Source organism: Comamonas sp. MYb69 (assembly GCF_037479315.1).
In the GTDB taxonomy this organism is placed as follows: domain Bacteria; phylum Pseudomonadota; class Gammaproteobacteria; order Burkholderiales; family Burkholderiaceae_C; genus Comamonas.
This window is the reverse complement of the sequence record NZ_JBBGZG010000009.1, coordinates 215,252-232,336: the sequence shown is the minus strand read 5'-3', so window position 1 is coordinate 232,336 and position 17,085 is coordinate 215,252. Positions and strand designations below refer to the sequence as shown.

Here is a 17,085-nt window from a genome sequence, read left to right as displayed (position 1 = left end):
GATGTCATTGTGTTTACGGACAAGCAGGCTGTCGCCTGCAGTGAATTGGCCGTTTACACAAAATTCTGCACACCCTCGGCTTCGGGTCGAAACCGGCAAATCTGTCAATGCTCGTAATACGTTCAACCCAGGAAACAAGGCCATGCCCCCGGCCAGTGGCCGCGCCCGACCAGGGTCACCCAAAATAAATGCGAGCAGACGGCGGGTGCATGACAGTTGCCTCCTGGTTGCACACCGTGAAGACTCAGCGCTTCCGCAAGCGGCATGGACTACAGCGGACTCCATGCTGGCAAGTCCGCTCGGTGGAGGGGTTGGCATCCACCCGATAGCGCATCCAGGTTTTCAGGCACCCCATCGAATTCGATGACGTCATTGAAGTCATTCAGTGCTGATGGTGGTTCGCCAGTCAGCTACCGTGCTGCCAGCTTTTGTAGACAAACTCCAGACTGTAGCCATCGAGGTCCCGGACCTGGGCGGCGAAGTAACGGGGGTCGTAGTGCAGTTGCGCGCCAGGGGGGTGAATCTCGGTTCCGCCAGCGGCAAGTGCTGCCGCGTGGGCGCGCCTGACCATCTCCTCGGATTCGGCCACCAAGCCGATGTGCAACGCCCCGGGAGCTGCCGTGCCCTGCCGAAGCCAGAAAAACATACGCCCCTTCGCGCCAAAGCCCTTCAAATCAGGATGTCCCGCAGGGCCGTCTGCGCCGTCGTAGTCGTGGCGGGCGCTGATGCCAAGGACAGGGAGCACCTTTTCGTAGAAGGTGAGCGAGCGGTCGATATGGTTCACCGTGAGAAATACATGGTCGAGCATCAATGCTTCCTTTCAGATGGTGTAGCCGCCCGCGACTTCGATGTTCTGCGCGTTGACCCAGGCGCCGTCGCTGGCCAAAAGCATCGCAATCACGCGCGCGACCTCGTCGGGCTCGCCGACCCTGCCCAGCGCAGTTTGCGCGGCCAGCAAACGCTCAAACTCAGCATTGAGGCCGCCACCCAGCTCCGTGCGGATGGCCCCGGGTGACACCGAGTTGACGCGGATTCGGCGCTCGCCAAACTCCTTGGCCATGTACCGTGTCAGCACTTCGAGGCCCCCTTTGAACGACGCATAAGGCGCCACCCCTGCCGTGGCCACGCGCGCCGTTGCACTGGTCAGGTTCACAATGCTGGCGCCGTCTCTGAGCAGCGGCAACAAAGTCTGGGTCAGGAAGAACGGGCCTTTCAAGTGCACGTTCATCAAGCCGTCGAATTGGTCCTCGGTGACGGCCGCAATGGGGTTGAAGATACCGTAACCCGCGTTGTTCACGAGGCCTGATAGCCTGTCAGCCTGCCAGGTCGAGGCCAAGGCCTCCTGCACCGCAAGCCCGAAGGACGCAAACGTGCTGATGTTGGCTACGTCTAGGGGCAAGGCAACGGCCTGTCCCCCGTCAGTGGCGATGTGCTGAACCACCTTTTGCGCAGCCTCCGGGTTTCGGTGGTACGTCAGGATAACGCCCTGTCCGCGGCGAGCGCAGTCAATGGCGGTGCTTGCACCGATGCCTCGGCTGCCTCCGGTGATAACGACGATGTCCATATGAAGTTCCAACAAGTTCCAGTGCTTCAACGATAGGCTTTCACGCGCGATATCGCCCACCTGTTCCTGCCTAACTCCTGCCCATTTCTGCTTGTTCGCTTGTATCGCTGCCAAGATCGCGGTCCAATGTCGCATGAATGAGCAACTGAACGAACTCCGCGCGCTGGCGGCCCATGCCGAAAACCGGAGGACGGAGACCGGTATCCCGCGCGTGGCGATGGTGCAGGGGGCTATTCCGGAGCACCAGCTGGCCGCCGTGTACGAACCGATGGTCAATCTCATTCTTCAGGGAAGCAAATCGATGTCCGTAGGCGGCCAGACCTTGCACTACGATCCTGCCACCTACTTTGTCATGTCCATCGAGCTTCCAGCGGCCGGGATCGTGCGCCCAAGCCGCACCGGGGAGCCCTATTTGGCCGTAAGCCTGACCCTGGTGCCTGCGCTGCTGGCGGATCTGCCCCATGCTGCGCAAGAACCCGCCAGGGAGTCGGGATTCTCCGTTGCGGCGGTGACGCCGCAGTTGCTGGACGCCTGGGTTCGCATGCTGCGACTGATGAAGGCTCCGGCAGACATTGCGGTGCTGGCCCCCGCCTACGAACGCGAGATTCTCTACCGCGTGCTCCAGGGTCCCATGGGTTGGATGCTGCGCGACATTGCCACGCCGGACACCGCCTTGGCACGCATCAACCGGGTGGTGCAGCGCCTGCGCCATGAGTTCGCGCAGCCCTTGCGGATGGAGGCGCTCGCGGCCGACGCGGCGATGAGTGTTTCTGCATTTCATCGCCACTTCAAGGCGGTGACCTCGCTCAGTCCGCTGCAATACCAAAAGCAGGTCCGCCTGCTCCAGGCCAGAACGCTGCTCATCACGGCAGGGCACAACGTCACCTCAGCCGCTCACGAGGTGGGGTACGAGAGCGCGACCCAATTCAGCCGGGAATACGCCAGAGCGTTCGGAATGCCGCCCGCCAAGGATGCGGCTCGTCTTGCGGCAGGCATGCGGTAAATAGGGCATACGCAAGCGGATTTGCGTCCCCTGCAGTGAGCGGCACGGGCATTGGCCTCTTAGCCGTTCCTCCCTTTTCCGCTGCAGTGCGCCGCGTTCAGCCGGCCCGGGGCAGCCGGCCCGGGGCAGCCGGCGATAGATCTGGGCCGCTCGCTGCTGCCCAGGGTCGTGGGTACGCTTCTGCAGGAGGAGAAGGCGCATGCACGGCGGACGTATGTCCAGCCTTTCGCGCCAGGCACCGCACTGCCACCTCAGCGCGCCTTCACAATCTCCGTCACCCCGCCCTCGGTCTTGAGCCGCACCGGCAGCAGCAGCGGCAGCGCCTGGGCAAAGCTGGCCGCCTCGCGCAGGTCAAAGCTGCCGCCCACCCGCATCGCAGCGACGGCCGGGTCGCGCACCACCAGGCGGGTATCGCCATAGCGCTCAAACTCGGCCAGTGCCTGCGCCAGCGGTGCGTCCTGAAAATTCACCCGGCCTTTGCGCCAGGCAGCGACATGGCCCACCGGCAGGGCCTGCGGCGCCGCCAGGCTGCCCTCGGCCTGCGCGGTCACCCGCTGGCCGGCCACCAGCTCCACCGCAGCTGGCCCGGCCAGGGTCTGGGCCTCCACACCCACCTGCGCCACCCGCACCCGGCCCGATTCGACCTCGACCACCGTCTGGCCCGCATCCAACCCGGCGCGGGTATGGCGTACCGAGAATCTGGTGCCCAGCACCGTCACCAGGGTGTGCCCCGCCCGCACCTCAAACGGGCGCTGTGCATCGGCGCTGGCATGGAACAGCGCCTGGCCTTCCAGCAAGCGCACCTCGCGCCGGCCCCGGAACAGCTGCACCTGCGCCTGCGATGCGGCATCGAGCAGCATCTGCGAGCCATCGGGCAGCCGTATCTGCAGCGCCTGGCCGCGCTCGGTGGCGTAGTGTTCGCTGAACAGCGGCTGGCTGCGCCAGTGCGACCAGCCCAGCCAGCCGCCCACCACCAGCACCAGCACGGCAGCGGCCATACCCAGATTGGGCAGCCAGTGGCTGGCAAACCACCAGCGGGCCTGGCGCCGTGCGGCTGGGGGGCTGGGCGGGATAGCGGCCGCAACGGTCGCTGCGGGTTCGGCAGCTTCAGCGGTAGCCGCCACTTGCTCCTGTGCTTGCGCCTGTGCTTGTTCCTTGTCGCGCGCCAAGCCCGCCCGCAGCGCATGCTGCAGCGCTGGCGGCATCGCACGCAGCCGGGCGTGGCTGTGCTCCAGCGCATCCAGCGCCTGCGCATGGGCTGGGTCGGCCGCCAGCCAGTCGGCCAAGGCGGCAGCCTGCTGGGAGGGCAGTGCCTGGCCGCTGCGCCGGCGCGTGGCCCACAGGGCGGCCTGCAGGCCCAGGACATCCTGGCCCTGCGCAAACGCAGCAAATGCGGCCTCATCGGCAGCATCCTGGCGGTCGGCATCGGCGGTGTGGGGGCGGGGCAAGGTCATCGCTGGGGGGTGTCGTCGTGCCGGTATCAAGGCTGGCGGGTGGCAGGCAAGGCGGCATCTGGCCGCTGGGCTGCGCTGGGCGCCCCGCCTTGCTGCAGCAGCTCGCAGGCGCGGCAGGCCAGGCGGCCACGGGCAATATGCTTTTCCACCATGCTCAGCGATATGCCCATGCGCTGGGCAATCTGGGCATAGGGCATGTCGTCAAACACATGCAGCATAAACGCTTCACGGCAGCGCAGCGGCAAGGCCTCAATGGCCGAGGCATAGGCGGCCATCGCCTGCGCGCTCGACAGCAGCGCGTCGGGCTCCTCATGCGCGGGGCCCGGGGGCTGGGCGGTTTCATCGAGCGCATGCAGGTCCTCGTGCGTGCGCAGCTGCGCGCGCCGGTACTGGTCCACCATCACATGGCGCGCCGTCTGGTAGAGCAGCGCGCGCGGCTCGGTGATCGCTGCGCGCGCCTGCTCCATCGCCAGCACCCGGGCATAGCTCTCCTGCACGATGTCGGCAGCGGCATCGCGGTCGCGCACCTGGCGCAGGCAGAAGTTCAGCAGTTCTCGGTAGTAGTGGACGAACACGGGGGCAGCGGCCAGACAGGGGGATCGCAGGGCTATCGCGGTGCCTGTGCAGTGCTTGTGCAGCCATGGCGCCATGCAATAACGCGAATGAATCGCATTATCCATATTTTGACTACTGTTTACATATAATAAGAACCATTCTCATCGCGTCACCCCCAACACCATGCACCCAGGCCCCGGCATTCCGCCCTCACCTTCTGTCGATCCGGTGCAGGCCCTGTACGAGGCACACCACAGCTGGCTGGTTGCGCGGCTGCGGCGCAAGCTCGGCTGCGCCTGGGATGCGGCCGATCTGGCGCAAAACACCTTTGTGCGCGTGCTGGGTACTCAGCGCCAGCAACTCCAGGCGCTGCTGGAGCCGCGCGCCTACCTCACCACCATTGCGCAGCGCCTGCTGTCCAACCACCTGCGCCGCCGCCAGATCGAGCGCGCCTACCTCGATGCGCTTGCGCTGCTGCCCGAGCCCGTGGCCCCGCCACCCGATGCGCAGCTGATGGTGCTCGAAACCCTGGTCGCTATTGACCGCCTGCTCGGCGGCCTGCCCGTGGTTGCCCGCAAGGCCTTTTTGCTGTGGCGGCTGGAGGACCTGACGCAGGAAGAAATTGCCCAGCAGCTGGGCATATCGCGCACCAGCGTGCGCCGCCATCTGGCCGCAGCGGCCGAGCGCTGCTACTTTGCGGACCAGGCCTGAGATGGCCGCGCCCGAACACCTGCCCGGCGGCCTGCCGCTGGGCGCGCAGGCCATGCCAGGCGCGCTGCCGCCCACCATCCCCCCCGCCGTTGCCCAGGCCGCCGTGCGCTGGCTGCTCGATCTGGAGCCCGGCGACAGCGCCGCAGCCCGCCGCAAGCGCCAGCAGTGGCAAAGCTGGCTCGATGCCGACCCGCTCCATGCCCAGGCCTGGCAGCGCATGGCGCAGATCGATGGCCAGTTGCGTGGCGTGCCCACGGCAGTGGCAGTGCAGACCCTCGCCTCGCCCGCCTTGTCGCGCCGCCATGCGGTGCGCCTGGCGGTCATGCTGGGGGCCGGTGCCGGCGGCCTGCTGGCCCTGGGCCACAGCCCGCTGGGCGAACAGGCCTGGCTCAGCGCCAGCGCCGATCTATCAACGGCCACCGGTGAGCAACAGCGCACGGTGCTGGCCGACGGCACGCGCCTGCTGCTCAATACCGCCACGGCCGTGGACCTGCGCTACAGCAGCAGCGAGCGGCTGATTGTGCTGCGCGCCGGTGAGATCCAGATCGAGAGCGCCGCCGACCCCAGCCCCGACCCTGCCACCGGCCAGGCCCGCCCCTTGCGGGTGCGCAGCAGCCAGGGCTGGGCGCGCGCCATTGGCACGCGCTTTAGCGTGCGCCAGTATGCGGACGACACGCTGGTGCAGGTGCAAGAAGGCCAGGTAGAGCTGCAGTTGCTACCAGATTTGCGCCACGACATGGGCCAAACCCTGCGCCTGGCTGCTGGCGAGCAAGGCCGCATCGCCGCCAGCGGGCTGCTGCGCCAGGGGCCCGCCCCCGCTGCCGGCCTGGCCTGGACCCAGGGCATGCTGGTGGCCGACGATATGCGCCTGGGCGACTTTATCGCCGAGCTGGCCCGCTACCGTCCCGGCCGCCTGCACTGCACGCCCGAGGCCGCCGCCTTGCGCGTATCGGGCAGCTACCCCTTGGCAGATACCGACAAGGTGCTGGCGGCGCTCAGCCAGACTTTGCCGCTGCGCATCAGCAGCCGCACGCGCTGGTGGGTCACGGTGGACAAAAGCTGATCACGCAAGCGCATCCCTCAGCGTATTGAAAAAAAGGTGGCCAATTGGCCCAACCCGCGTGTCAAGCCCTGCACAAGCGCCGCAAAACCATGGCGGCGCGCTGCCACCAGCTTGTCAAACTCGGGACCTATTCGCATGTACCGCACTCGCTTCTCTGCCCCCGCCACGCCCCGTGGCACCGCGCTTTGCGCCCATCTGCTGTGCCTGGGCCTGGCCGCCTGTGCCAGCCTGGCCGCACTGGCAACCACATCTGCGCATGCGCAGGCCCAGCAGCCAGCCAACACCCCTGCGGCGCGCAGCTACTCCATCCCTGCCGGCCCGCTGGCTGCGGCGCTTAACCGCCTGGGGCAGGAATCGGGCACCCTGATCTCGTTCGCGCCCGATACCGTGGCCGGCCTGCACAGCCCCGGCGTGCAGGGCGCGGCCGATGTGGGCCAGGCGCTGGGCAGCCTGCTGGCGGGCTTGCCGCTGCAGGCCCAGCGCGATGCCAGTGGCAGCTATGTGGTGCGCCGTGTGGCACCCACCGCCGCAGCACCGGCTGCCGCTGCCTCAGCCGCTGCAGAAGGCGCGCCCAGCATCACCCTGCCTGAGCTGCGCGTGACCGCCCAGGCCGAGCGCAGTGCCACTACCGAAGGCACCGGCAGCTACACCATCCGCAGCACGGCAGCCGCCACCGGCCTGCAGCTGTCGCCGCGCGAAACCCCGCAATCGGTCAGCGTGCTCACCCGCCAGCAGATCGAGGACCAGGGCATCACCAGCATTGGCGAGGCCGCGCGCCATATCACCGGCATCTCGGCCATCAGCTCCGACAGCGACCGCACCGATCTGGACGCCCGGGGCTTCTACATCGACAACTACCAGTACGACGGCGTGCCCACCTATGTCGCCAATGACTTTTTTGGCGCCTCGATGCTCGACCCGATTCTGTACGACCGCATCGAGGTCGTGCGTGGTGCGACGGGCCTGATGACCGGCGCGGGCAACCCCGGTGCTTCGGTCAACCTGGTGCGCAAACGCGCCAGCAGCAAAACCTTCACCGGCTCGGCCAGCCTCAGCCTGGGCTCCTGGAACGAGCGCCGCGCCACCCTGGACCTGAGCACGCCCTTGACCGACGACGGCCGCATCCGCGCCCGCGTGGCCGCGATGGCCGACGAGCGCGACTCGCACCTGGACCGCTACCACACGCGCAACCGCGCCTTGCTCGCCACCGCCGAGGCCGATCTGACGCCCGACACCACCGCCTGGATCGGCCTGGAGCACCAGGCCAAGCGCCCCACCGGCGTCACCTGGGGAGGGCTGCCCATGGTCTACCAGGATGGCAGCGCAACGCACTGGCCGCGCTCGTTCAGCATTGGCGCCGATTGGACCGAGTGGAACACCACCAGCCGCACCACCTACGCTGGGCTGGAGCACCGCTTTGACAATGGCTGGTCCATCAAGGCCAACGCCAGCCGCCTCGATGCCGACTACACCTCCAAGCTCTTTTATCTGCTGAACGAGCCGGACAAAAACACCGGTCTGGGCCTGGGCCCCTACCCCAATTACTCGCGCCAGAGCTTTGCGCAAAACAGCGGCAGCCTGCAGGCCACCGGGCCATTTGATCTGCTCGGCCGCAAGCATGAGGCTGTGCTGGGCCTGACCGGCAGCCAGTCCAACTACGCCTATGGCAACCATGCCTACACCGCCACACCCGTGGGCAATATCTTTGACTGGGATGGCTCCTACCCCGAGCCGGTCTGGGGCGCCTTCCGCCCGCTGGGCGATGACCGCACGCGCCAGACCGCCGTCTATGGCGCGCTGCGCCTGTCGCTGGCCGATGACCTCAAGCTCATCGTCGGCGGTCGCGAAACCCGCTGGGAAAGCCAGAGCCTGACGGAGACGCGCAAGCACAAGGTCTTCACGCCCTACGCCGGCCTGCTGTATGACCTGAACGCCACCTACACCGTCTACGCCAGCTATACCGATATCTTCCAGCCGCAAAACTACCAGGACACCCAGGGCCGCTACCTGGACCCTGTGACTGGCAAAGCCTACGAGGCCGGCATCAAGGCCGCGTTCCTCGATGGCAAGGTCAATGCATCCCTGGCCGTGTTCCGCATTGCCCAGGACAATGTTGCCGTGCAAGACGGCGACAACATGATTGGCGGCACCGGCAACCCCGCCTACCGGGGCGAGAAAGGTGTCACCAGCAAGGGCTTTGAGGCCGAGGTCTCCGGCGAGCTGGCCCGGGGCTGGCAGCTGATCGCCGGTTTTGCCCGGGCCGATGCCCGCGCGGCCGACGACTCGCGCCTGCAGTCACAGCGCCCCAACAACATGGCCCACCTCTACACCAGCTACCGCCTGCCCGGCAACTGGAGCGCCCTCAAGGTGGGCGGGGGCCTGACCTGGCGCGGCGCCACCTACGCTACCACCACCACGTCGACGGACGTGGAAGCGCGCCGCGACCAGGGCTCCATCACCCTCGCCAGCCTGATGGCCAGCTACGACATCTCGCGCCAGCTGTCGCTGCAGCTCAACATCAACAACCTGTTCGACAAGACCTACTTCGACTTTGCCGGCAGCCAGATCTACTACGGCGCGCCGCGCAAGTTCACGCTGACCGCCAAGTACGATTTCTAAGCGGCACCAAGCAGCAACGACAAAGCCCGCTGCTCAACCCAGCGGGCTGCTGGCCACAGGCTTGGTGGAGGGGTCGTAGAACCGCTGCTCTGCCCTATGGCTGGGTCTTATGGGTCCAGCAAACGTGCGGCTTGAAAACCCAAGAACATCTGCAGAATCAGTGCGAGCGGTTGATCGATCCATTCCCAGGTCCTTTGCAAAAATTCCCAATATCTGGGGCAGCAGTCCCACCGGCTGAGGAAACACATTTTCAGCACCCGCGCGTTAGCGCCCCGAGAGTCAAATGGGACTCTCCCAACTCGAAGCCTTTGCTATACTGCCGCGCACTCGCAGGAGAGCCGCCATCAACACCCCAGCTGACATCGACCTGAGCGTCCTCACTGCGACGAACTCCAGGGCCGCACACTACATTCTTGAAATCGTTAAAGCGCAGACTGGCATGGGGCTGGTGGGCATGGCCTGGGTCCGCTCCAACATGTGGCGTGCATGCGCTGTGGTGGACGACATGGGCCTGGGCATGAAAGCCGGTGACGAACTGGATGTGGACAGCACCCTGTGCAAGGACGTCATGGAATCCCAGCTCGGGATTGCATTCGATGACGCGCTGGACCACCCCGTTTTTCGCGACCATAAAACGCCCAAGCTCTACGGATTTCGCGCCTATATCAGCGAACCGATTCTGCTCACCGATGGCAGCTATTTCGGTAATTTGTTTGCCTTGGATGCAGAGCCCAGGCCCATCACCAGCGAGAAAAACCGCGCCATTTTTACCGCTTGCGCCGGTATTCTCGGCAAGCTTCTCCAAGACCAGCTGATATCCCAGCAGCTGACCAACGAGATTCAGAGCTTTAAAGAGACGGGCAACGCCCGCGAGGTGTTTCTGGCCGTTGTCGCCCACGATCTACGCAACCCTTTGCAGGCGATCACAATGGGCGCAAAGATGCTCGCGCGGGGCGACGAGCCCAAGGCGGCCAAGCTCGGCGAGCGCATCGCAACCAGCGCCCGCCGCATGAGCAAGCTCATCGATGATCTGGTCGATTACGCCAAAGGCCGGGCCGGTAACGCCATATCCGTGGCCCCCGAACCCACGCAAAACCTCGCGGCGGCCCTGCACACCGTCATCGATGAGTTTGTGGAAGCGCATCCGCAGCATGCGTTCATCGCAACGCTTGAGCTCCCAGCGGAGGTACGTGTCGACATCCCACGTATCCAGCAGCTCTTATCCAACCTGCTGGGAAACGCGGTGGCCTACGGCGGCTCGGACTTTCCGATTCAGATCACCGGCAGCCTGGAAGGAAAAGACATCGTCATTCTGGTCAACAACCGAGGCCCACTGGTGCCAGATGAAGTGATCGCCCAGATGTTCGACCCCCACTTCCAAGGCCCCAAGTCTGCCGCCACCAGCATGGGGCTGGGCTTGAGCATCTGCAAGCAGATCGTCGCAGCCCACCAGGGAAGCCTGACCGTGCTATCTTGTTCAGATGCCGGCACCACCTTCACGATCAGGCTGCCGGTGGTTCTGTAGGCGGACAAATAAACCGGGCGCTGGAAACGGCACGAGGTCGATAAGTCACCAACACGGCCCAGCAAGTCCAAAATGAGACTAAGACAGCCCCGAACCTGGCGCCCGTCCGAAGGCAGGGCACAGATCACGCCCCATACCAACAACGCAAAAACAGCCCGCTGAATAACCAGAGGGCTGCTTTGTATTTGCACAACGAACTGCGCTACACATTCAAGGGCCATTGCAGTAGGGAATTTGCCCCCAGCAACGTACCCATTCAAGGGGCTAAGACAGTTCTTGAGACTAGGCGTCCCGGGCGTAGGCAGTACTGCAAGTACGACAAGCCCGGGCAACGACGTATCAAGGGCTGTATTAGCCCCGCCCCGATCAGATCCAAGGGACGCCGTAGTATTCATTCACCTTTCGGCCGTATTCGTCGTTATAGTCCTGCGTCGTCTCACGCGCATAGCGCGGCGCGCCTTCCAGCTGCTCCTTGGTGAGCGACACGACATAGCCGCCCAGGCCCGTGTCGTACTTCAGCGTTTCCCAAGGCAGAGGGTACACATCGGTGCCCATGCCCAGAAAGCCGCCAAACTCCATCACCGCGTAGCGGACCTTGCCCGTGAGCTTGTCCAGCAGCAGGCTTTCCACCGAGCCCAGCTTGTCGCCATTGGGGTTGTACACCTTGGTGCCTTGCACCTTGTCCGAAGAGATCACGCTCGATGCTGTGTTGATCGTATTCATAGGGTTCTCCTGTGTTGGAAAGCGGGATTGCAAAGGGGCCGATGCGGGGTGCCGGTAAGAGCGCGTCCCTGATGTCTCGGCCTTGGATTCAATGCTAAACAGCGGCGCGGTCCAGCCGGGTAGTCATCGCCGTCCGATAGCCGTAGGACGGGCCGCACCGGTTTTGCAGGACTGGAAAAAGCGCCCATTGCTGCGGGGCGCATCGTCTCCCGTAAGCCCCTGCGCACGTGGGCTCGCCCACCACAGAAGCTCCTGCACGCCGTCTTGGATGGGCGAGCAGCTGCCACACCGCATTGGCAGGGCTGCGCCACAAGCGCCACGCGTCGCCCTGCCTGCGGTGCACCAGGCGGGGCTAGCGCCGGCGTGCAGCGCAGCCCCAGCGCCAGCCATTGCAGCAACGCCTGCAAACAACCCAGCCTGGGGATGTAACGCCACCAAGCCCAAAAATCCCGCCAATATATCCGCCAGAACCCTATAACCCGCTAGACACTTCAAAATTTCCAGTAATCAACGAAAACCCATCACTCGCACATCAGGACTTATCGCATAAAATTAAAATTATTAACACCCTCAATTAGATAATTTAAAAATAAAATAAAAAGCAAATTATCAATATTGTCTCTCCGCAGAAACAACTGAAGCCGTGACTACGGCATAAGCACGTAGTATCTTTCTTCCTCGGTGGTTAAAAATTCATTCGAATCTTGTATACAAATACCATACCAGCGGGGATTCATCATGGACACAGATCAGTGCATAAACGGCGCTTCAAAAGACAGAGAGAATGCCTTAGCCAAACCCCGGGTTCGCAGCATCGTGCGGGTGCCCATCATTCTGGCCAATGGGCACAAGGCCGCATCAGAAATCATCAGCTTTGGCAACCTGAGCGACAACGGCGAGCACTTTGCGGTGCGGTTCAAGCGCCCAAACGCCAAAGCGCCGCTGGTGCGCCTGCATTCAGAGTGCATCACGGGCGACGCGCTGGCCTCCGCACGCTGCGACTGCGGTCCCCAACTCCAGGAAGCACTGCAACGCCTGCATACCGAAGGGGGCCTGCTCCTGTATTTGCGCCAAGAAGGCCGAGGCATTGGCCTTTATCGAAAACTGGAAGCCTACCTATTACAAGATCAAGGATTGGATACCTTTGCCGCGAATCGGGCCTTGGGCCATAAAGACGACGAGCGCAGTTACCAGGTCGCCGCTGACATGCTCCAAGCGTTGGGCATTCAAACCATCCGCTTGCTCAGCAATAATCCCGACAAACAAAAGCAACTCAGCATGGCAGGCATTACCGTGGAGTCACGCATCCCTACCGGGGTGTTTGTCGATGCCGATAATCGCCATTACCTGGAAACCAAGGTCAAGCACTCACGCCACTCCATCGACGTTCCGGCTCTGCAAAAGGAAGCTCCATGATCTCCCATCTATCGCCCATCAGCGGCGTTGCCACCCATGGCGGTCGCTATATTGCAAGCGCCGTATACGACAACCAGGTGATCTTGTGGGACGCCCACCAGAAAATCGCACTGGCCCGTGCCTGGCATGACCATCTGGCTAACCAGCTGTCCTTCAGCAGCGACGGCCAGCATTTGATCAGCGCCTCCAGCGACCACACGGCCCGGTTGTGGTCCGTGCCTGGCATGAAGCTCATCTGCGTGCTCTCCGACCATGGGGATGATGTTGAAATGGCCCAGTTCCACCCCACCGAGGCGCTGATCGCCACTGCCTCGCGCGACCACCATGTGAGGGTCTTCGACTTCCAAGGCCGGCTCCGGCACTGCCTCGCAGGCCATAGCGCCGATGTGATCTCGATAGCCTGGTCCGCCAATGGCCAGACACTGCTATCGTCCAGCGACGACGGCACGCTCAAGCAATGGTCACTGGCAACGGGAGACCTGCTCCAGGACATTGACCTTGGCGGGGTGGAGACCGACACCATTGCCATCGCCAACAATGGCACCGTCTATGCGGGCAATGATGCCGGCATGATCTTGACCATCGACGGCAGCCATCGCCAGGCAACACCGGCACACCAGGCTGGCATCAAGCGATTGGTCTACCAGGACAACGAGCAATTGCTGGTGAGCTTGAGCTATGACCGGCTGCTGCGCGTCTGGAAAGCGCAATCCAGCGCCCTCACCCCCATGGCGCAGTCGAGCATTCCTGCACCGATATGGCCCAGGTCTTGCGCTTTTCTGGACAAGGACACCTTGGTTTTTGCCACCTTTGGCTCTTCCTACGCGCTCTTCCACATCCCAACGGGCGAATGGAATCTCGACAAGGTCTGCGCCACAGGCGGCATCAATGCCACCGCCACCCTGCAGCCCCCCTGGGGCGTGGTATCGATTGGCGACGCCGGCATTCTCAAAGCCCATGGCGAGCCCATCCGCGACCTGCGCAGCCTGTGCAACTTCCTCACGCCCCTCGGCGGCAAGATATGCACCGGCGGCCAAACTGGGGCGCTGTTCGATGCCGCAACAGGTGAGACGCTGTACCAACACCGATCCCCGCTCAACTGCGGCGCGGCATTCATGCGCAACGGCATTGCCCATATGGTCATTGGCAGCTATACAGGTGAAGGCCTCGTGTTTGCCCTGGCGCAAGATGGGGCTGTGCACCATGTCGCTACGCTGCAGCTGCATGACAACGCCGTCAAATCCATCGCCGCCTCCAGCCATAGGCTGTTTTCCGTGTGTGCGGATGGCAGCGCCGCCTGGTGGTCGATTGCGAGCTTGCACGAACTGTTCAGCAAACGCGATGCCCACAGCCGCATTGCCAATGGTTGCGCGGCACTGCCCAACGACCGCTTTGTCAGCGTCAGCCGGGATCGCAAGCTGCGGATCTGGGACGACTTTGCATCGACCGACCTGAACACCCCCCACCAGCATTCCATCAAATGTGTTGCCGCCAGCCCTGATGGCCAATGGATTGCCACGGGCTCCTACCATGGCTGCGTCGCCATCTACGACCATGCTGCAGGGCAATGGCAGCCCACCATGCGCCCCACCTCAGCGGGCATCTCGTCGCTGTGCTTTGACAGCGACAAGGCACAATTTCTGGCCGGCTCCTACGATGGCAATATCTACGACATCCCGATCGTAAAACGGCACTAAGCAGCGGCGTTGCGCCTTGCCCCATCGGGGCTGCGCAAGCTTGGCTCCATCGTCTCGGCCATCACGCCCAGCTCAGGCTCCCAGCTTGGTCTCCCAGCTCGGTCTGCCAGGCCTGCAGCCACGCTGCGTACCAAGGCGCCTCATCCAAGGCGGCCAAGCGCAGAGGGCAGGTATTGCGCACGCCCTGCCATCGGTCAACATTGCCAAAGCAGCAGGCAGCGCTGCAAATCAGCTGTGCCCTCAAACCGGCACAGACCGAGATGCGCCTATATACCAGCACCACTGCTGCGTGCGCCGCCCCAAACGCCACCAACAACACGGGCAGCCCTATGGGCTGCCCGGTTCAAGGTGTTGGGATGCGGTCGTGCCGTCAAAGGGGCACAAAGATCGCGATCAGCAGAAACACCAAAACAATCCCGCCGATGATGGCAAAACGCTTGTTGGCGAATCGCCCAGCGCGGGTGTTGGGATTGGTGGGCTTGGTAGGTTTGGGGTCAGGTGGGTTCATAGCTCACAATCTATCCATTGGCCTGGCGCGCACGCGTCGGACAAAGGACAGAAAGCAGGTCAGCGCTGAGTCGCGGGGCTTGTCGGTAGCAAAAGCTGGCCCCTACGTTGGGATAGAGGAAAACAGAATGCGTGGTTCGATGACTTTGGCAATGGTGCTGCTGGGCCTGGCACCGGCATGGGCGGCGGCGGGCGCTGCGGCAGCGGTGCCCCAAGCCGCACGCAGCGAGCCCCCAACAGCAACCGCCACCGCTAATGTCTGTGCCAGCGACCGCGACAGTGATTCTGACGAGCGCCCCGATGGCGACAAAACGCCCCGGCGCCCGCCCTCGTCTCAGCCCGCCAGTACGGAAACAACGCCATCTGCCCCCCAGCAGCCGGTCTTTATCATCAGCTGCAATGCCAGCGGCTGTACTGACAACCAGGGCCACTTTCTCACCCGCTCCGGCCCCCAGAACCTGGTGGGGCCCAATGGCATTCGCTGCCAAAGCATGGGCGGCAACTGGCAGTGCAACGCACCCACCGCACCGTAATGCACAGCGCTGGCCCAGCGCGCTTATGGGTTGCCTGACTGCGCCGGTCTAACGCACCGCCAAGGTTCACGCTGCTGGCGCGCAGCGCCTAAACCCCTGCGCCTTGGCGGGTCACTGCCAGCAGCCGCCGTTGTCGCCTGACTGCAACGGCCGGGCGTGGCTGTGCACGGGTTGCGCCAGCGATTGGCGGCGCTGCCAGTTGCGCGTTAGCGTGGGCCCCCAGCCCCTGCCAACCACCGCCAAACACCGGCGGGCGGCATATCCCCTCATCAATGCTGATTCTTGCGCGGCGTGCGCCGTTGCTTAACCAGCGCCCAGGTCGGGGAGCCTTGCTACGAGCGCCAATCCGGCAAGTCCGAGCCAGCAGCAGCGTTCAAACTCCGCCGCTGATCAGCGCAAACTTGATATACAAAAAACCAAATACCGCTATGGAATTGCAAATACTCATTAATTTCTTTCTCCACAGAAATAGATATTAAAAATTACATTGGTTATCAATCATTAATCAATGTCAATGCATCCATTCAATAACCAAAGCGTTCTTTGACCTCCAACATTTCAATCGCAAAGCTGTTTTCGACCTTCGATTTTTTAAAGGAAGCGCTATGCCAACGATTCGCCGCCACGCTTTACGCCGCTACGCCGCCATCGGCCTCTTAGCCTGCGCGGCATCCTGGGCACCGATCGCATCGGCACAAAGCCAGCCACCGCAGGTGGTGATCGACAGCACCGGCTTTGACTTCTACTCGGCGTATCCCGTGAGTGACAGCCAGTGGCGCGGCCCCGCGTTCACCACCGGCACGGTGCCAACGCGGATCACGGAGATCACCTTGGGTCTGGCCAACACCGACCCGGCAACCACCGCCCTGCTCCGCCTGTTCCAGCTCGACGGCAGCACTGAACTGCCCACGGGCGCCGCGCTGGCCTCGGCCACGCTGCCCATCGTCGTTCCCAATGATGGCGCCAACCTGAACGCCAATACCTACACAGCAGCCCAGCTGGGCTCCATCCCCAACACCACGTTGCTGGCGGGCACAAAGTACGCATTGATGGTGTCCAGCCCCTCAGGTGGCTATATCGGCCTGTCGGACAACGACGGCCCCAGCAATGCCTACACCTTTGCAGGTGGGTTTTCAACCTCGGCTGCAGGCTATGTGCAAACCCTTGACGCAGGCAGCACCTGGACCCAGAACGACCAGGTCACCCCCGCCATCAAGCTGACGGTGGTGCCCGTCGATGACCCGATTGTGGTTCCCCCCACTGCACCCACCCCGGTGCCGACGCTAGGCGCCGTGGGCGCCCTATCGCTGGTCTCCGTGATGGGCTGGCTGGGCCTGCGGCGTACGCGCAAATCGGCAGGCTAACGCCGTCCGTTAATAGCCAGCGCTCGCCATTCCCCCAGATTCACAGACCGCACCAAACAGCCAACCCCAGGCATGGTCAGGAGGTAGTACCACCCATACACAACACCCTTTTTGCCTTGGCTGCTGAAAAGCAGCCAATACGCCCTGCGCTACCGATGCCTGGCTAGACATTTGTCATTCATGGCGAATGGCAATGTCGCCAATGCCATGGGCCATCGCTTTATGGCCTATCTCCTGCAGATGGCCATTGCTCCGATGGGCAAGCAGACAGGGTCGGGTACCGTCCATCGCGGCACAACCGCATGTGGGCGACCAGGCCCAGCCCCTTGCCTGCACTGTCCATAGCTTTCT

The 17,085-nt window shown here is 63.5% G+C and carries 15 protein-coding genes; 9 read left to right on the top strand and 6 right to left on the bottom strand.

The window, feature by feature from the left end; genetic code table 11:
* Positions 1-406 precede the first annotated feature (406 nt).
* Complete coding sequence (locus WH303_RS14555; protein ID WP_339519349.1) at positions 407-808, bottom strand: VOC family protein; 402 nt, start codon at positions 806-808, stop codon at positions 407-409.
* 12 nt (positions 809-820) lie between these two features.
* Complete coding sequence (locus tag WH303_RS14550) at positions 821-1,564, bottom strand: SDR family NAD(P)-dependent oxidoreductase (RefSeq protein ID WP_339519348.1); 744 nt, start codon at positions 1,562-1,564, stop codon at positions 821-823.
* Positions 1,565-1,697: 133 nt separating this feature from the next.
* Between WH303_RS14550 and WH303_RS14545 the strand changes: the two genes are divergently transcribed.
* Positions 1,698-2,567: an AraC family transcriptional regulator gene (locus tag WH303_RS14545; protein WP_339519347.1), complete on the top strand. Its 870-nt coding sequence runs from the start codon at positions 1,698-1,700 to the stop codon at positions 2,565-2,567.
* Between the two features lie 251 nt (positions 2,568-2,818).
* Here the strand turns inward: WH303_RS14545 and WH303_RS14540 are convergent, their stop codons facing one another.
* Both WH303_RS14540 and WH303_RS14535 read right to left on the bottom strand, forming a co-directional pair.
* Complete coding sequence (locus WH303_RS14540) at positions 2,819-4,021, bottom strand: FecR family protein (RefSeq protein ID WP_339519346.1); 1,203 nt, start codon at positions 4,019-4,021, stop codon at positions 2,819-2,821.
* Between the two features lie 26 nt (positions 4,022-4,047).
* Entirely contained in the window at positions 4,048-4,596 is a 549-nt protein-coding gene (locus WH303_RS14535; protein WP_339519345.1) for an RNA polymerase sigma factor, read from the bottom strand.
* Between the two features lie 163 nt (positions 4,597-4,759).
* Between WH303_RS14535 and WH303_RS14530 the strand changes: the two genes are divergently transcribed.
* The 4 genes from WH303_RS14530 to WH303_RS14515 all read left to right on the top strand — a co-directional run bounded on the left by WH303_RS14530 (position 4,760) and on the right by WH303_RS14515 (position 10,494).
* On the top strand, positions 4,760-5,287 hold the full coding sequence (locus WH303_RS14530; protein WP_339519343.1) for a sigma-70 family RNA polymerase sigma factor: 528 nt from the start codon (positions 4,760-4,762) through the stop codon (positions 5,285-5,287).
* Between the two features lies 1 nt (position 5,288).
* Positions 5,289-6,350, top strand: a complete 1,062-nt coding sequence (locus WH303_RS14525) for a FecR domain-containing protein (protein ID WP_339519341.1) — start codon at positions 5,289-5,291, stop codon at positions 6,348-6,350.
* A gap of 135 nt (positions 6,351-6,485) precedes the next feature.
* Entirely contained in the window at positions 6,486-8,969 is a 2,484-nt protein-coding gene (locus tag WH303_RS14520; protein WP_339519339.1) for a TonB-dependent siderophore receptor, read from the top strand.
* 283 nt (positions 8,970-9,252) lie between these two features.
* A complete protein-coding gene (locus tag WH303_RS14515; protein WP_339519337.1) occupies positions 9,253-10,494 on the top strand; it encodes a sensor histidine kinase in 1,242 nt (413 codons plus the stop codon).
* A 366-nt stretch (positions 10,495-10,860) separates the two neighbouring features.
* On the opposite strand, the gene WH303_RS14510 is transcribed toward WH303_RS14515, so the two are convergent.
* Positions 10,861-11,217: a PRC-barrel domain-containing protein gene (locus WH303_RS14510; RefSeq protein WP_021028025.1), complete on the bottom strand. Its 357-nt coding sequence runs from the start codon at positions 11,215-11,217 to the stop codon at positions 10,861-10,863.
* Between the two features lie 864 nt (positions 11,218-12,081).
* Here WH303_RS14510 and WH303_RS14505 point away from each other — a divergent pair.
* Entirely contained in the window at positions 12,082-12,633 is a 552-nt protein-coding gene (locus WH303_RS14505) for a GTP cyclohydrolase II (RefSeq protein ID WP_339519359.1), read from the top strand.
* Complete coding sequence (locus WH303_RS14500) at positions 12,630-14,330, top strand: WD40 repeat domain-containing protein (RefSeq protein ID WP_339519335.1); 1,701 nt, start codon at positions 12,630-12,632, stop codon at positions 14,328-14,330. Before WH303_RS14505 ends, WH303_RS14500 begins: the two co-directional genes overlap by 4 nt.
* A gap of 370 nt (positions 14,331-14,700) precedes the next feature.
* On the opposite strand, the gene WH303_RS14495 is transcribed toward WH303_RS14500, so the two are convergent.
* The gene (locus tag WH303_RS14495) at positions 14,701-14,838 is read right to left on the bottom strand and encodes a hypothetical protein (protein ID WP_021028029.1); all 138 of its coding nucleotides are present in this window, start codon (positions 14,836-14,838) and stop codon (positions 14,701-14,703) included.
* Positions 14,839-14,977: 139 nt separating this feature from the next.
* Here WH303_RS14495 and WH303_RS14490 point away from each other — a divergent pair, with 139 nt between their 5' ends.
* Positions 14,978-15,370 (top strand): hypothetical protein, encoded by a 393-nt coding sequence (locus tag WH303_RS14490; RefSeq protein WP_148293235.1) that lies wholly within the window; start codon positions 14,978-14,980, stop codon positions 15,368-15,370.
* Between the two features lie 605 nt (positions 15,371-15,975).
* Positions 15,976-16,734: a hypothetical protein gene (locus tag WH303_RS14485; RefSeq protein WP_339519333.1), complete on the top strand. Its 759-nt coding sequence runs from the start codon at positions 15,976-15,978 to the stop codon at positions 16,732-16,734.
* Positions 16,735-17,085 lie beyond the last annotated feature (351 nt).

Bases quoted from the DNA above. Each gene is read 5' to 3' on its own strand.
- WH303_RS14510 (WP_021028025.1), bottom strand. From the start codon at position 11,217: ATGAATACGATCAACACAGCATCGAGCGTGATCTCTTCGGACAAGGTG.
- WH303_RS14490 (WP_148293235.1), top strand. From the start codon at position 14,978: ATGACTTTGGCAATGGTGCTGCTGGGCCTGGCACCGGCATGGGCGGCG.
- WH303_RS14515 (WP_339519337.1), top strand. From the start codon at position 9,253: ATGGGACTCTCCCAACTCGAAGCCTTTGCTATACTGCCGCGCACTCGC.
- WH303_RS14495 (WP_021028029.1), bottom strand. From the start codon at position 14,838: ATGAACCCACCTGACCCCAAACCTACCAAGCCCACCAATCCCAACACC.
- WH303_RS14545 (WP_339519347.1), top strand. From the start codon at position 1,698: ATGAATGAGCAACTGAACGAACTCCGCGCGCTGGCGGCCCATGCCGAA.
- WH303_RS14520 (WP_339519339.1), top strand. From the start codon at position 6,486: ATGTACCGCACTCGCTTCTCTGCCCCCGCCACGCCCCGTGGCACCGCG.
- WH303_RS14530 (WP_339519343.1), top strand. From the start codon at position 4,760: ATGCACCCAGGCCCCGGCATTCCGCCCTCACCTTCTGTCGATCCGGTG.
- WH303_RS14550 (WP_339519348.1), bottom strand. From the start codon at position 1,564: ATGGACATCGTCGTTATCACCGGAGGCAGCCGAGGCATCGGTGCAAGC.
- WH303_RS14485 (WP_339519333.1), top strand. From the start codon at position 15,976: ATGCCAACGATTCGCCGCCACGCTTTACGCCGCTACGCCGCCATCGGC.
- WH303_RS14540 (WP_339519346.1), bottom strand. From the start codon at position 4,021: ATGACCTTGCCCCGCCCCCACACCGCCGATGCCGACCGCCAGGATGCT.
- WH303_RS14525 (WP_339519341.1), top strand. From the start codon at position 5,289: ATGGCCGCGCCCGAACACCTGCCCGGCGGCCTGCCGCTGGGCGCGCAG.
- WH303_RS14555 (WP_339519349.1), bottom strand. From the start codon at position 808: ATGCTCGACCATGTATTTCTCACGGTGAACCATATCGACCGCTCGCTC.
- WH303_RS14500 (WP_339519335.1), top strand. From the start codon at position 12,630: ATGATCTCCCATCTATCGCCCATCAGCGGCGTTGCCACCCATGGCGGT.